Genomic DNA, 15,623 nt, shown 5'->3' with positions numbered 1-15,623 from the left:
GATGGAGTTTTCACTTAGTTACATCTTATAGGGTGCCACGTGCTGCTTGTTCTCTCTCTATAGATTCAAACAGTGCTTTAAAATTACCTGCCCCAAATCCTTTCGCGCCCATTCGCTGGATGATCTCAAAGAATAAGGTAGGTCTGTCTTCAAGGGGTTTGGTAAAAATTTGCAATAAATAGCCTTCTTCATCGGCGTCAACCAGGATCGATAAACGCTGAAGTTCCTTTATATCTTCTTTCATCATATCCATATGCGATCCCAGCCTGCCCGGAATATCATCATAGTACTGCTGTGGAGGAGGTGGTAAAAATTCAACACCTCTTGCCCTAAGTTGTGCTACTGTTTCAATGATATCGTCCGTGGCAAGCGCGAGGTGCTGCACCCCGGCCCCTTCATAAAAATCAAGATATTCCTCAATTTGTGAACGTTTTATACCTTCAGCCGGTTCATTAATAGGAAATTTTATCCTTCCGTTTCCATTACTCATCACTTTACTCATGAGAGCGGAATATTCGGTGTGGATCTGCTTGTCATCAAAGGAGAGGAAATTAACAAATCCCATTACTTCTTCATACCATTTCACCCAGGTATTCATCTGTCCCCATCCTACATTTCCAACCATATGGTCTATATACTTCAATCCGGTAGGTGCGGGTTTATAGTCTGTTTCCCATTTTACAAAACCGGGTAAGAATACACCATTGTAGTTCTTCCTTTCTACGAACATGTGTACAGTCTCGCCATAGGTGTAGATCCCGGCACGTACCACTTCACCATGCTCATCTTTTTCTACCAATGGTTCCATATACGACTTAGCACCTCTGCTAGTAGTCTCCTCCCAGGCTTTACGGGCATCATCAACCCACAAGGCGATCACTTTTACTCCATCTCCATGCTTTACAATATGATCGTTTAGTGGCGATTTACTGTTCAGGGGTGTGGAAAGTACAATACGGATCTTGTCCTGTTTCAGCACATAACTTACTACGTCTTTCGATCCGGTTTCCAGGCCTTTATAGGCATAGTCCTGAAAGCCGAACGCTGTTTTATAATAATGTGCAGACTGTTTTGCATTTCCAACATAGAATTCTACATAGTCTGTTCCCAGAAGGGGTAAAAAGTCCTGGGCTCCTTCAAATATTTTTTCAAGTCCGTAGTCTACGGATTTTACATCTTTACTCATGGTATTATGTTTTTTGCCTTCGGTGAATTTTTCTTCTGAATGGTTAAGAATTAATCGCGATTGAAGGTAATTTATTGTTTATTTATTCCAGCCAAGACTGATAATACGTGTCATCGGCTATTTTTAATGCTTCTTCGGTTACTTTCAATGGTTTGAAGGTATCCACCATTACGGCCAATTCGTCTGTTTTTACCTGCCCTATACTTCGTTCGGTAGCACCCGGATGTGGTCCATGCGGAATCCCGGCCGGATGTAGTGAAATATGTCCGGCATCTATATCGTTCCTACTCATAAAATCTCCGTCTACATAATAGAGTACCTCATCACTATCAATATTACTGTGGTTATAGGGTGCCGGGATACTATCGGGATGATAATCGTATATGCGCGGCACAAAACTACACACTACAAAGGCGTCTGTTTCGAAGGTTTGATGCACTGGCGGAGGTTGATGAATTCGCCCGGTAATTGGCTCGAAATCGTGAATTGAGAAGGCATACGGATAATTATACCCGTCATAACCAACCACATCGAAAGGATGGGTAGCGTAAACCATCTCGATGATTTCGTCCTGTTTCTTAACCTTCATTAAAAACTCTCCTTTCTCATTAAAAGTCTCCAGTTTTTCCGGCTTTCTTAAATCTCGTTCACAATAGGGTGAATGTTCCAGCAGTTGTCCAAACCAGTTCCTGTATCGCTTTGGTGTATAAATTGGGCGATACGATTCTACTATAAAAAGGCGATTATCCTCCGTATCGAAATCGATCTGATAGATCATGCCCCGGGGAACCAGTAAATAATCGCCGTAGCTGAACTCCAGGTTGCCCATAAAGGTTCTTAGCGTACCACTACCTTTATGAATAAAGATAAGCTCATCTGCATCTGTATTCTTGTAAAAATACGCTCTAAGAGATTCTTTAGGAGCCGCCAGGATAATATTGCAATCGCTATTGGTGAGTACTACTTTACGGCTATTCAGATAATCATTTTCCGGTTTAACCTGAAAACCCCTGAAACGGTAAGATTGTAAGTTATTAGCCTTGGCAATCTTTGGCGCAACGCTGTACTGATCTTGGATCCTTACCACCTGTGTAGGGCGGTTTTCATGATACAAATTGCTGTACATCCCATCAAATCCGATAGTTCCGAACAACTGTTCGGAGTATAGACTTCCATCCGCCTTCCGGAACTGGGTATGACGTTTAGGAGGTATTTTTCCTAATTTATGATATAGTGGCATTGTTGATTACATTACGTTAATACTTACTTAAGGGCAATAAAAACGCATTATTCGGGATTTCTCTTAAGGAGAAATTTCAAGTCGAGGAGTAAATATTTCCAAGCCTTATCGGTCATACTACAAATATCGGAAATTTTTGATGCAAAAAAGACAATAAAACATTAAAAGCTAAAGCCCACCCGCACATGCCACTCGTCTGTGTCCGTTTCGGGTGAATAGGCATATTTTAATTCAATGGGACCTAAAAAAGTTTCCATGCCATATCCCAACGAATATCCGGTATAGTCTATTTCGTCTATCCATTCACCTGTCTCAAACAATCGATCTCCCACATTGCTTATATTGGCTGCTAGAACCAGATGATGATTTCTCGCAAACTCATAATCGAAACTAGCCGTACTCTTCAGGTAGGTATCGCCACGAAGGCTAAGAGCTTCGTAGCCTAGCAGCGGAATAATGTTATTAATGCGTTCGAAACCATAACCCCCCAGGAAGAAATCCATGGATCGTGTATTGCTTCCTCCCAATTTAAATCCTCCTTCAGTGGTTAATCTCAGTGTTAGATTATCGGTCACCCCCAGAGCATATCCAATATTTGCTTTGGCAATGGAAAATTCCTCGAAATTCTTATTACTCCCATTCGCGAACATGTAAAAATGAAAATCCCCCTCGAAGAAAAAGCCCTTTGAAGGAAAGAATGAATCGTCCAGGGTATCGTATTTCAGATAACCATAGGTGCTGAAATAATTAGTATTCTCAAAGATAGTTCTGGGGTTATTGTTCTCATCTATCCCTATGGTTTCTGAAAGATACCGAAGCCATTTGTGTTCCACCCCTGCTCCCAGCAAGAAGGATCTTCGGAAGAGTGTTTCCACATACAGCTGATTAGTCACATCTCCGTATTTTAACTGGAGTTGATTAAGCTGAAGGTTGGGTTCGGAAATCATTTCAGGAGAAATAAAATCTATCTGCACATCTTTTTCGAAGAAACTATAACGGGAGTTCAAACCAATACTCCAGTAGAATCCTTTGTCGATATAATAATTGAAATTATAGCGCAGATTGTCGCCCACCACAAAGTCGAATGATGCGATATCATTGTTGGTAAACAGTCGTTTTCTAGTAATATTAATAAGCGCTGCCGTTCGATAAAGATTGTCGTAATGAGCGCCCAGGCGAAGTAAATTTCGCGATTCACTTTCAATTAGATCGAAAAATAGTTTATGCTTTCCATCTTCCGTTTCCACCATGCGATAGTTAATATCCTGAAAATTTCCAGTCGCGCTTAGATTATTGATTCCTTCATTGAGCCTTTTGTATGAGATCTCGTCCGGCGTCCTTATTTTAAGTTTGCCAAGCACGTAAGCACGGGTATAATTCACATTCCCGGAGATCTCAACACTTTCGATAAAAATTGAGGTCTCTTTTAGAAAGTCGGGTTTTGGCCTTTCGCGCTGTTTTTGCCGGCTCGCGATCTCCTTTAATTGCTGTACGAACGGCTGTGCTGCCTCCTCTCCCGCCTGAATGATCTTCCGGCCCTGGTCGAAGGAGACCACGCTAAAATCGGCTATATTAGGATTGATATAGATGTCTGTCTTCTGTCGCTTCTTCGTCATGTCCTCTATGGTCCTGTAGTTATTTATCTGCACCAGAACATCGAAGGCCGAATTGAGGTCCTTTCTGGTCTTCAAAGTATCCTGTACATCTACTCCTATGATTATATCCATGCCTTTGGCCCTGAGGCGATCTACAGGATAGTTGTTCTTAACTCCTCCGTCTACAAGCACCTGGTCGTCAATTATCACCGGACTGAAAAGTGAAGGCAACGCCCCACTCGCCGATATTGCCTGTGGCAGATAACCCTTTTCCATGATCACTTCTTTCCCTGTTTCCACATTTGTGGCCATACAAAAGAACGGGATAGGCAATTTCCCAAAATCATCAACATTATTAACATGGGAGGTTAATCTGGAGAAAAGATTATAAACATTCTGCCCTTTCGAGAGCCCGCTGGGGAAGCTCACTTTAAAGCCGTCGAATGGCAATGTCACAGCATATTTATCTGTTTCCGCCTTCTCATAAAAAGTCTTGGAGCTTCTGGGTATATCATCCTGTATCAATTCATCAAAATCTAAATCCTCGAAAATGGAATCCAGCTGCCGGGCTGTGTAGCCCGAAGCGTACAATCCGCCAATAATAGCTCCCATGCTTGTTCCACCAATATAGTCTATCTCAATTCCACTATCTTCAATAATCTTCAGGGCCCCGATATGGGCAAGTCCTTTGGCACCGCCCCCGGAAAGGACCAGGCCAACTTTAGGGTCGTTTGTATCATTCTGAGAGAATGCCCAAAGCGTTCCTAATAAAAATAAAATGAGTGTTACCTTTATTCTCATGGCATTTGCTGAAAATGCGTTACAATTTTTTTTGCTCTATCGGCTCCAACTACAGCGGCAAGTTCTTCAAAATTTGCTGAAGCGATGCGTTTGGTGCTTTTAAAACGTTTCAATAATTCGACGATCGTTTTTTCGCCAATTCCCGAAATAGATTCCAGTTCTGTATTTAACGCATCCTTGCTCCTTTTGTTTCTGTGGAATTCAATTCCGAAGCGATGCGCCTCATTCCGAAGTTGCTGTATAACCTTCAGGGTTTCAGATTTCTTATCGAGGTAAAGCGGGATGGGGTCGTCCGGATAAAAAAGTTCTTCCAGGCGCTTGGCGATCCCAACGATGGCGATTTTCCCCCGCAATCCTAGTTTTTCAAGGCTTTTTAAGGCCGATGATAACTGACCCTTTCCTCCATCTATGATGATTAGTTGTGGCAATGGTTGCTCCTCTTCGAGCAATCTTTTGTAGCGCCGGTAAACAACCTCCTCCATGGATGCGAAATCATCGGGTCCTTCCACGGTTTTTATATTGTATTTTCGGTAATCCCTCTTACTGGGCTTTCCATTTTTAAAAACCACACAGGCCGCCACGGGATGGCTGCCTTGTATATTACTGTTGTCAAAACACTCAATATGCCTGGGCTCTTCACTTAATCTAAGGTCTGCCTTCATCTGTGCCATGATACGTTTTTCATGACGATCCGGGTCCACTATTTTAGCCTGTTTGAAGCGTTCCATCCTAAAGTATTTGGCATTGCGTTCGGAGAGGTCGAGTATCTTCTTTTTATCGCCTAATTTCGGAACGGTGACCTTCACTCCGGCTTCGGTCTTAATACTAAAAGGAACATAGATCTCCCGGGACTGCGAATCGAAGCGTTGGCGAAGTTCCACAACGGCCAATTCGAGTAATTCCTTATCGGTCTCCTCCAGTTTCTTGCGAATTTCCAAGGTGTGCGACCGGATTATGCTTCCGAAGGATACCTGCAGAAAATTTACATATGCGTACGTCTCATCAGAGATAATAGTGAAAACGTCCACATTGTTTATCTTAGGATTAACGATGGTGGATTTTGCCTGGTAATTCTCCAGGACCTCGATCTTCTCCTTTACCCGTTGTGCATCTTCATATTGCATACGTGCGGCATGTTCTTTCATCTGCTTCTTAAACCTACTCAAGGAATCCTTGAAATTACCTTTTATAATATTCCTTATCGCATCGATATTCGCTTCGTAATCTTCAAGAGTTTGTTTCCCTTCACAGGGCCCCAGGCAATTCCCAAGGTGATACTCCAGGCAAACTTTGTATTTCCCAGCGCTTATCTTCTCTTCAGATAGATCGTAGTTGCAGGTCCTGAGTTGGTACAAGCCTTTTATGAGGTCCAATAGGGTATGTACCGTTTTCATACTGGTGTACGGGCCATAGTATTCACTTCCGTCCTTGATAAACCTACGAGTGGAAAATACCCTGGGAAAGCGCTCTTTTTTAATGCAGATCCAGGGATACGATTTATCGTCCTTCAGCATCACATTATACCTGGGCTGATATTTTTTAATGAGGTTATTTTCCAAGAGAAGTGCATCTGTCTCTGTAGCTACCACTATGTGTTTAATGTTAGCGATCTTCTTTACAAGCAGTCGAGTACGACCATTGTCGTGTTTTTTACTGAAGTATGAAGCGACGCGTTTTTTAAGGTTTATCGCTTTTCCTACATACAATAGTTTATTTTCCTTATCGTAAAACTGATATACCCCCGGCGACTCGGGAAGGGTTGATATCTGAAGTTTTACTGGAGCTTTTGCCATAGACTCAAAGATACTTTATGTTTTAAAAACGTATGGATTTATACCGCTAATATTTCGGGAGGGAGGATAAAAACAACAATAAATTTTCGGAATCTAATTTTTGTTAAATTGCAGGAACTAATATTCTAAAATGAATATCGCCATTTTATCACGTGGGGAAGGTTTATACTCTACCCGAAGTCTTTTTTTAGCCGGAGAATCCAGAAACCATGTGATGGAGGTGATCGATCCCAACCGCTGTACACAAGCCATTGTAGAAGGCAGACCCGTATTGTACTATAACGACGAGCTTGTAGAGGATCTTCATGCGGTTATCCCACGTATTGGAGCGTCAAACACTTATTTTGGTGCAGCATTGGTAAGGCATTTACAAGCTATGGGTGTCTTTTGTGTGGCGGGAGCCGAACCTATTCTCCAATCCCGAAATAAATGGACCTGCAATCAAATACTTGCCCATGCTAAGATCCCGGTTCCACGTACTGTACTGGGAATGACCGTAGATGTAGACTCCATGTTGGAAATATTTGGTGACCCCCCGTATATAATTAAGATCTTACAAGGAACACATGGCCACGGAGTCATCCTGGCAGAAACGTATCCTTCGGCAGTATCAACAATAGAAACGTTGTTAACTGCAAAAGTTCGTTTTGTGATCCAGGAATTTATTGCCGAATCCAAAGGTTCAGACCTCAGGGTGATCGTTGTTGATGGGAAAGTAGTAGCAGCAATGAAGCGACAGAGCCAGGAGGGAGAATTTAGGTCCAATCTTCACCGCGGTGGATCTTCAGATCTGGTAGAATTAACCTATGCAGAAGAAAATAGTGCCCTTAGGGCTGCAAAAGCGCTTCGCCTGGGGGTGTGTGGGGTGGACATTCTGCAAAGCGAAAGAGGACCCCTGGTGCTGGAGGTGAATTCTACCCCCGGACTGGAAGGTATAGAGACCACCACGGGCATTTCCATAGCGAGCAAGATTATAAGTTACATAGAGCGAAATAAACGCAGATGACAAAAAAGAAAGCACAGGATATCGAATTGTTCAAAGAAGTGATCCCTCCGGGCGCTTCCAAGGAGATCAATTTAAGTTTTGCTAAACTACACACCAACACGCCCATCGATGTGCCTATTTTTGTTGAAAGATCGATCTACGAAGGCCCAACTGTACTCTTCACTGCCGGGATCCACGGTGATGAAGTTAATGGGATCGAGATCGTGAGACAAATAATTTCAAAAGGCATCAACAAACCCAAGATTGGTACTACAATTTGCATACCCATCATCAATATCTTTGGATTCTTACAAAAGGTAAGAGAATTTCCGGATGGGCGCGACCTCAACAGGTCTTTTCCAGGCAGTAAATCCGGTTCACTAGCCGCCCGGGTTGCTTACAAACTGATGACCCATATCATCCCCAATGTGGATTACTGTCTCGATTTTCATACCGGGGGTTCCAGCCGCTTTAACGCGCCCCATATTCGAATAGAGAAGGGAGACGATCAATTAACAGAACTGGCGGGAATCTTTAATGCTCCTTTTATCCTTCAATCCAAAAACCTTAATAAATCCTTCCGAAATGCTTGCAGAAAGAAAGGAGTTCCTATGTTACTTTTTGAAGGTGGCAAATCCAATTATATAGACAATGTGGTGAGCAATACCGGGGTTAACGGCTCGAAACGGGTATTACATCATCTGGGCATGCTAAGGTCCAATTTCAAGGTCTCCTCTCCCAGGAAAAATTCGGTTACCATTACCAATAGTATGTGGGTAAGAGCGCATGCATCGGGGATGTTCAAGCCCGCTGTAAAAGTAGGTAGCCAGGTAAAGCGTGGTGAAGTAATAGGCCACATTACCGATCCGTATGGCAAGATCCATTACTGGATAAAATCCAGCAATGAGGGCTATGTTTTCAATGTAAATGAGGCGCCTCTGGTTTACCAGGGTGATGCGCTGTTTCATATTTCCACAGGAGTGAGCTAATGGATAAGGCCGAAATCCGTAAAAAATACAAGAAGCTTAGACAAAACCTAAATGAAGAGGATATAGAGGCATTAAGTCTGGAAATTGCTAATCGCAGTCTTGAGCTGTCTATTTGGGAGGCGGATTATTATCACTTATTCCTACCCATTTCAAGTAAAAAGGAGGTAAATACGGAGTTTTTACTTCATATCCTTCAGGGAAAGGATAAGAGCATCGTAATATCCAGATCAAACTTCGATACCCTGGAAATGGAGCATTTTTTACTTCAGGAAAACACTAAAATAAAGGTGTCCGAATTTGGCATCCCCGAGCCGGAAAATGGAGTGCGAATTGATCCCGAATTGCTGGACGTGATATTTGTTCCACTTCTGGCTTTCAACCTTTTAGGGCATAGAATTGGATACGGTAAGGGGTTTTACGATCGCTTTTTATCGCTATGTCGCCCGGAGAGTGTAAAAGTGGGACTTTCTTTGTTTGAAGCTGAAGAAAAATTTATCCATGAAAACATGGATTTTCCACTGGATTACTGCATTACACCGAAAAAAATATATGGTTTTAAAAATTCTAACCTATATTTATAGTCAATTAATAACCAACTAAATAAAAATTATGGAAACATCTAACAATCCAGCAGGAACTCCTCCCGATAACAATCTGGTATGGGCAATTATTTGTACAGTGCTGTGTTGCCTACCCTTAGGTATTGTAGCTATTATTAAATCGACAAAGGTAAAAGAGCTCTGGCTACAAGGAGATCATGCAGGTGCTCAAAAAGCTGCTGATGATGCAAAGAAATACTCTATCTGGGGTATGGTTGCAGGTGGTGTTGTAGTAATACTATATATCATCTTTGTTGTAGTATTAGGAGTTGCCGGTGGTGGATTCTAAGAAAATTTTATTTATCGCCCTCACGATCATTATTCTTGGGGGCGGTTTTTTTTTATATTTCTATTATAATCCTTCCAATAATTCACTTTTTCTTCCCTGTCCGTTCAAATTAATTTCCGGTTATAATTGCCCTGGATGCGGCTCTCAACGGGCTATCCATCAGTTACTTCACGGCAATCTGTTTGCGGCTTTTCAGCTAAACCCATTAATGGTTCTCTCCATACCTCTTATCGTTTATGGATTAGGGACAAGGGCATATAATTATTTATTCGATACTCAGCATCGAATTAAACTTTTTTACAATAAGATATTTATTTATTCATACTTCGGAATTGCAGTCCTGTATTGGGTTATACGCAATTTGTCGTTCTATCCATTTGTAAAATAGCCCTACTTAAAATTCTTTCTATTTGAAGGAATTATCTTACAATTAAGATATTTTCGCTATATTTCGGTCGTAAAGTTAAATGAATGAACTTTTTGGCTCAGAAGCGCAGTAGAATACTGTTGCAGAATAGTACTAATAACACTACATCCCCGCCCCCGGATTCTGTTACTCCTGATCACTTTTACTACCAGGAATTATCGAAACTCACCGGATCGGGTGGATGGTCTGTAAATTTCACGGAAAAGAAGAGTTTTCTGGATCCTGAAGGCAAAAGAATACTCGAAATTCCCGAAGATTATCGTCCTAGCTTGCGCACCGCACTAGACTTCTACGCAGAAGAGCACAAAGAAAAGGCAACGGCTCTGTTCCTGGAATGTTCAGAAGGACATCCTTTTACCACGTCTCTGAAAATGCAGACGTATAACAAGAGGCAATTCTGGGCACGGGTAATAGGGAAACCTATTTTTAACGAAGAGAACGAGGTTGTTGGAATTCAAGGAGTTTTTCAGGATATAAGCGACGATAAACAAAAAGAACTTGAGCTATTAAAGAGTATGAAGATCATAGAATCTCAAAATACCAAGCTCAATAACTTCGCAAATATTATCACTCATAGCCTTCGTTCACACGCCAGTAACCTGCAGATGGTGCTGGATTTATTTAAAACAGCAGAATCTGAGGCAGAACGAGAAGAAATTAGTGAGAGTCTATACGAGATATCGGAGAATATCTCAACAACCATGGGTCATCTTTCCGAATTGGGATCTATTCAGGCAAAATCTAAAGAACCTACAGAAACAGTGTATTTTGAACAGGTTCTGGCGGATGTTAAAAAGAAGGTTAGGCTTACACTTAACGATACCAGGGCCGAAATCTTTACAGATTTTTCTGAAGTCCCCTCGATAAAATATATCACCTCCTACATGGAAAGTATTTTGGTGAATTTAATCACTAATGCTGTAAAATACAGGCATCCTGAAAGAAGCCCGGTGATAGAGATCTATTCCTTTTACGAAAATGACAGCCCATGTTTGATGGTAAAGGACAACGGTTTAGGGATCGATCTAAAGAAATACGGGAACAGGATATTTAATATTTATCAAACCTTCCATCCTAACAAAGATGCCGAAGGAGTAGGCTTATTCCTAATTAAAAATAAGATCGAGTCGCTACAGGGTAGCATCTCTGTTCAAAGCGAAGCTGGGCAGGGAAGCACCTTCACTATCAGGTTTTAATCAGTCTTATTGCTGAAATCGCCTTAGGCTTACCGATCCTCGTCTACTTTTAGCCTCGATAAAATAGGCTCCCTCCAGTTCTAGTTCGTTATACATATTTCCCTCTTCCGAAATTGCTCTTCCCCCCACATTGGACAATGCATCTACCGTAATATTACCGGAAACTGAGTATAATCTGGCATTCCCCCTAAAACGCATCAGCTCACAATTACCATTTTCCAACGCAGTTTCGAGAAATGAAAGGGATCCCTTAAAACTTACAGATGCCGACTTTGACCTGATAACAACCGCCAGATTTTCTGGTACCTGCAATATCATTTCAATAGATAGCACTTTGTGAGCAGCAAGTTTATCGTTTTTTGGTTTGAAAAAGGGGCTAAAGCCGGTGTCTATTTTTAGGGTTCTTCCCGTAATTTTAGTATCAACAGTAACAGCTTCGAAGTATTCGCCCTCTATGCTGGTTATAAGATCGATCGATTCTGCTCCGCCCTCACTAATTCTCACCTTATACACCACATCCGAATCGATCCATAATGTATCGATTCCCGAGGCATTCCATTGCTTCTGTACCTTTTTTTGAGCGAACAGGCCATGAGCGGAAAGTAGCAAAAGAAGTATGAGTATTGGTCTTTTCAGCATAAAAAAACCCCAAATAAAGCATTTGGGGGTGGATTTAATAAGTAATAGCGTCCGTCTATTTTTGCATGTTCTTGGCCTCTATGCTCAAAGTAGCATGCGGTACAAGCTTCAATCGCTCAGGATTAATAAGTTTACCTGTAACACGGCAAATTCCGTAGGTTTTATTCTCAATACGGATAAGTGCATTCTTTAGATCACGTATAAATTTTTCCTGTCTAATGGCTAATTGGGAAGACGTTTCCTTACTCATAACCTCGCTACCTTCGTCGAAGGCCTTAAATGTTGGTGAAGTGTCGTCCGTACCATTATTACTATCGTTTTTATATGCGCTTTCAATTAGCTCAAGTTGTTCCTTCGCCTTATCGATCTTCTCAATGATAAGCTTTCTGAATTCCTCCAGTTCTTTATCGCTATATCTGTTCTTAGCATCATTTGCCATAATTTCAATGTTTTTGAATTCGTAATCTGGTTGCTACCTCGTCGAAAGCAATTTCCGTTCCATTTACTACCTCGCTTTCAAACTGTAGTACCTCTGTTAGGGTTTCTTGTTTTATATAATCAAGATTTTCGGCTACCGCAGGTTGTAATTCTGCATCATCCTGAATGGTGATATCCACCCTGTCTGTAACCTCAAAACCTGAATCTTTTCGTATATTCTGAATTCGATTCACCAATTCTCTGGCGATTCCTTCTTTCTTCAATTTGGGCGTAATAGTAACATCCAGTGCTACTGTAATCCCATCTGCATTTGCAACCAGCCAACCCTCGATATCCTGTGAGCTGATCAACACATCATCAATTGTTAATGTAGTGTTTTTTTCGTTAATTATCACTGATATTTCACCATCTTTTTCAAGCTGGGCTATTTCTTCCTGACCAAAATTCATAATCGCTTGAGCTACAGCTTTCATGTCTTTTCCGAAATGCGGTCCCAGTTTCTTAAAATTAGGTTTGATCTGCTTTACCAGTATCCCGGAACCTTCATCGATCAGCTCTATTTCTTTTACATTTACTTCAGATTTTATAAGATCCGAAACGGCTTCAATCGCACTTTTTTCCGAAGCATCCAAAACGGGGATCATGATCTTCTGAAGTGGCTGGCGAACCTTGATCTTCTCGCGCTGTCTCAACGATAAAACTAACGAACTTATTGTTTGGGCCCTATGCATCTTCTCCTCCAGCTCCTTGTCCACATAAGACGCATCGGCCACCGGAAAGTTACTCAAATGCACCGATTCCTGTCCTTTTTTTACTATCCCGGCCGTTAGGTCCTTATACATGCGGTCCATAAAGAATGGGGCTATAGGAGCTCCCAGGCGTGTCACCACCTCAAGGCAGCTATACAAGGTCTGGTAGGCAGATATCTTATCTTCGCCATAACTACCCTTCCAAAAGCGCCTTCTACTAAGACGTACAAACCAGTTGCTTAAATTTTCCTGAACGAAGAGCGAAATTGCCCTTGCAGCCCTGGTTGGCTCATAATCGGCGTAGGCTTCGTCTACTTTCTGAACAAGGGTGTGGAGCTCGGAAAGGATCCATCTGTCTATCTCTGGTCGCTTTTCAAGCCTTATGTCATCTTCCGAATAATCGAACTCGTCCAGATTCGCATATAAACTGAAAAAGCTATATGTATTATACAGGGTTCCGAAGAACTTATTCCTTACCTCGGCGATCCCGTCACTATCAAATTTCAGGTTATCCCAAGGATTGGCATTGCTTATCATATACCATCGCGTGGCATCGGGACCATACATTTTTAGAGTTTCGAAAGGATCCACAGCGTTCCCAAGGCGTTTAGACATTTTCTGCCCGTCTTTATCCAGCACCAGGCCGTTACTTACCACATTTTTATAGGCCACATCATCAAACAACATAGTAGCGATTGCGTGCAGGGTATAGAACCACCCACGTGTTTGGTCTACCCCTTCCGCAATGAAATCGGCTTTTCGCCAAGTTTTTTCAACTTTTTCCTTGTTTTCGAATGGATAATGCCATTGTGCGTATGGCATACTTCCACTATCGAACCAAACATCGATAAGATCGGCCTCCCGCTTCATGGGTTGCCCTGAATCTGAAACCAGGATGATCTCATCCACGATATTCTTATGAAGATCTGCTTTTTCGTAGTTTTCTTCAGAATAATCACCGATCACAAAATCCTCAAACAGCACCTTTTCCATAAATCCGGCTTCTACAGAACGCCGCATTTCTGTTTCAAGTTCTTCTATACTTCCGATACATTTGGCTTCTTTTCCATCTTCTGTACGCCAGATAGGTAGCGGGATTCCCCAATAACGGGATCGAGACAGGTTCCAGTCGTTCGCATTGGCCAGCCAGTTTCCAAAACGTCCTTCTCCGGTAGCTTTCGGCTTCCAGTTGATGGTCTGGTTTAACTGGAACATTCGGTCCTTGAATTCGGTTACCTTTATAAACCACGAATCCAACGGGTAATACAGTATAGGTTTGTCTGTACGCCAGCAATTAGGATAGCTGTGCACGTATTTCTCTACTTTAAAGGCTTTGTTCTCGGTTTTAAGTTTGATAGCCAGTTCCACGTCCACACTTTTTTCGGGTGCGTCGCCATCATCATAATATTCGTTCTTCACATATTTCCCGGCAAATTCGCCCATTTCGGGGCGGAATCTACCCTGGAGGTCTACTAAAGGAACCAGGTTGTCGTTTTCGTCTTTTACCAACAACGGAGGGACTTCGGGGGTAGCCTCTTTTGCTACTTTGGCATCGTCTGCACCAAAAGTGGGTGCAGTGTGTACGATCCCTGTACCGTCTTCGGTTGTCACAAAATCTCCCGTGATCACCCTAAAGGCGTTTTCCGGATTGTCATTGGGTAAGGCATACGGCAATAATTGCTCATAACGTATCCCTTCCAAAGCAGCTCCTTTAAAATCTTTCAGAATATAATATGGAATTTTCTTAGCCCCTTCTTCATAGGTATCAAGAGCCTCTATAGCTTCTACCTCTTCATATTTACCGCTAAACTGATACCCTACCAGATTCTTGGCGAGGATGACATTAACTGGCTCGAAAGTGTATTGATTAAAAGTTTTAACGAGCACGTAATCTATCTTCGGACCAACAGTAAGCGCGGTGTTACTGGGCAGTGTCCATGGTGTTGTGGTCCATGCCAGAAAATGCACGTCGCCGTAACTATTAAGAAATTCGGGCAAGGTGTTGATCTCGGCCTTAAACTGTGCCACAACTGTGGTATCTGTAACATCCTGGTAAGTTCCTGGCTGATTTAACTCATGCGAGCTAAGGCCGGTACCCGCTTTTGGTGAATAGGGCTGTATGGTGTACCCTTTATACAGCAGGTCCTTGTCCCAGATCTGCCTGAGTATCCACCATACTGTCTCCATATACTTACTCTTGTAGGTAATATACGGATCGTCCATGTCTACCCAGTAACCGTAGCTTTCGGTCACTTTGTTCCATACGTCTGTATAGCGCATTACGGCCTTCTTACAAGCCTCGTTATATGCTTCCACCGAGATCTTCTTCCCGATATCTTCTTTGGTGATTCCCAACTCCTTTTCTACGCCTAGCTCGATGGGAAGTCCGTGTGTATCCCATCCTGCCTTTCGATCGACTTTATATCCTTTTTGGGTTTTGTAGCGACAAAATATGTCCTTGATAGCCCGTGCCATAACATGGTGGATACCAGGTAAGCCGTTGGCCGATGGCGGCCCTTCAAAGAATACAAAAGGTTCGGCTCCCTCCCGAATGGAAATACTCTTTTCGAAGATCTTCTCGTCCTTCCAAAAAGTAAGTATATCCTCCGCTAGTTCAGGAAGATTTAGTCCGTTATATTCTTTAAATTTCTTGCTCATAACCTGTTGCCGTCAAATAAGGACGCGAAATTACGGAAT

At 42.2% G+C, this 15,623-nt stretch carries 13 protein-coding genes; 6 read left to right on the top strand and 7 right to left on the bottom strand.

Translation table 11 applies throughout. The features are described 5' to 3' along the window. Positions 1-25 precede the first annotated feature (25 nt). The 4 genes from hppD to uvrC all read right to left on the bottom strand — a co-directional run bounded on the left by hppD (position 26) and on the right by uvrC (position 6,615). The gene (gene hppD / locus C5O00_RS06000) at positions 26-1,186 is read right to left on the bottom strand and encodes a 4-hydroxyphenylpyruvate dioxygenase (RefSeq protein WP_105215827.1); all 1,161 of its coding nucleotides are present in this window, start codon (positions 1,184-1,186) and stop codon (positions 26-28) included. A gap of 82 nt (positions 1,187-1,268) precedes the next feature. Continuing rightward, positions 1,269-2,426 carry a homogentisate 1,2-dioxygenase gene (locus C5O00_RS05995; RefSeq protein WP_105215825.1) on the bottom strand — a complete coding sequence of 386 codons (1,158 nt, stop codon included), beginning with the start codon at positions 2,424-2,426 and terminating at the stop codon, positions 1,269-1,271. 161 nt (positions 2,427-2,587) lie between these two features. Next, on the bottom strand, positions 2,588-4,822 hold the full coding sequence (locus C5O00_RS05990; RefSeq protein WP_105215823.1) for a patatin-like phospholipase family protein: 2,235 nt from the start codon (positions 4,820-4,822) through the stop codon (positions 2,588-2,590). Then, the gene (uvrC, locus tag C5O00_RS05985; RefSeq protein WP_105215821.1) at positions 4,819-6,615 is read right to left on the bottom strand and encodes an excinuclease ABC subunit UvrC; all 1,797 of its coding nucleotides are present in this window, start codon (positions 6,613-6,615) and stop codon (positions 4,819-4,821) included. The genes C5O00_RS05990 and uvrC overlap by 4 nt, the downstream gene beginning before the upstream one ends. A 130-nt stretch (positions 6,616-6,745) precedes the next feature. Here uvrC and C5O00_RS05980 point away from each other — a divergent pair, with 130 nt between their 5' ends. The 6 genes from C5O00_RS05980 (at position 6,746) to C5O00_RS05955 (ending at position 11,100) form a co-directional block, all read left to right on the top strand. Further along, positions 6,746-7,621 carry an ATP-grasp domain-containing protein gene (locus C5O00_RS05980; protein WP_105215819.1) on the top strand — a complete coding sequence of 292 codons (876 nt, stop codon included), beginning with the start codon at positions 6,746-6,748 and terminating at the stop codon, positions 7,619-7,621. Further along, positions 7,618-8,589 carry a succinylglutamate desuccinylase/aspartoacylase family protein gene (locus C5O00_RS05975; protein WP_105215817.1) on the top strand — a complete coding sequence of 324 codons (972 nt, stop codon included), beginning with the start codon at positions 7,618-7,620 and terminating at the stop codon, positions 8,587-8,589. The genes C5O00_RS05980 and C5O00_RS05975 overlap by 4 nt, the downstream gene beginning before the upstream one ends. Then, positions 8,589-9,170 (top strand): 5-formyltetrahydrofolate cyclo-ligase, encoded by a 582-nt coding sequence (locus C5O00_RS05970; protein WP_105215815.1) that lies wholly within the window; start codon positions 8,589-8,591, stop codon positions 9,168-9,170. Before C5O00_RS05975 ends, C5O00_RS05970 begins: the two co-directional genes overlap by 1 nt. A 28-nt stretch (positions 9,171-9,198) precedes the next feature. Next, positions 9,199-9,477, top strand: a complete 279-nt coding sequence (locus tag C5O00_RS05965) for a CD225/dispanin family protein (RefSeq protein ID WP_105215813.1) — start codon at positions 9,199-9,201, stop codon at positions 9,475-9,477. Further along, the gene (locus tag C5O00_RS14730) at positions 9,464-9,865 is read left to right on the top strand and encodes a DUF2752 domain-containing protein (protein WP_394342095.1); all 402 of its coding nucleotides are present in this window, start codon (positions 9,464-9,466) and stop codon (positions 9,863-9,865) included. Before C5O00_RS05965 ends, C5O00_RS14730 begins: the two co-directional genes overlap by 14 nt. 83 nt (positions 9,866-9,948) lie before the next feature. Then, positions 9,949-11,100 carry a PAS domain-containing sensor histidine kinase gene (locus tag C5O00_RS05955; protein WP_105215809.1) on the top strand — a complete coding sequence of 384 codons (1,152 nt, stop codon included), beginning with the start codon at positions 9,949-9,951 and terminating at the stop codon, positions 11,098-11,100. 6 nt (positions 11,101-11,106) lie between these two features. On the opposite strand, the gene C5O00_RS05950 is transcribed toward C5O00_RS05955, so the two are convergent. From C5O00_RS05950 to ileS, 3 genes are read right to left on the bottom strand one after another with little or no spacing between them, the layout of a single operon-like run. Beyond that, on the bottom strand, positions 11,107-11,739 hold the full coding sequence (locus C5O00_RS05950; RefSeq protein ID WP_105215807.1) for a hypothetical protein: 633 nt from the start codon (positions 11,737-11,739) through the stop codon (positions 11,107-11,109). 55 nt (positions 11,740-11,794) lie between these two features. Beyond that, positions 11,795-12,178: a TraR/DksA family transcriptional regulator gene (locus tag C5O00_RS05945; RefSeq protein WP_105215806.1), complete on the bottom strand. Its 384-nt coding sequence runs from the start codon at positions 12,176-12,178 to the stop codon at positions 11,795-11,797. 4 nt (positions 12,179-12,182) lie between these two features. Beyond that, the gene (ileS, locus tag C5O00_RS05940; protein ID WP_105215805.1) at positions 12,183-15,584 is read right to left on the bottom strand and encodes an isoleucine--tRNA ligase; all 3,402 of its coding nucleotides are present in this window, start codon (positions 15,582-15,584) and stop codon (positions 12,183-12,185) included. Positions 15,585-15,623: the final 39 nt, after the last annotated feature.

The organism is Pukyongia salina (assembly GCF_002966125.1).
Classification (GTDB): domain Bacteria; phylum Bacteroidota; class Bacteroidia; order Flavobacteriales; family Flavobacteriaceae; genus Pukyongia; species Pukyongia salina.
The sequence above is the reverse complement of the archived record's forward strand: the minus strand, read 5'-3'. Positions and strand labels throughout refer to the sequence as shown.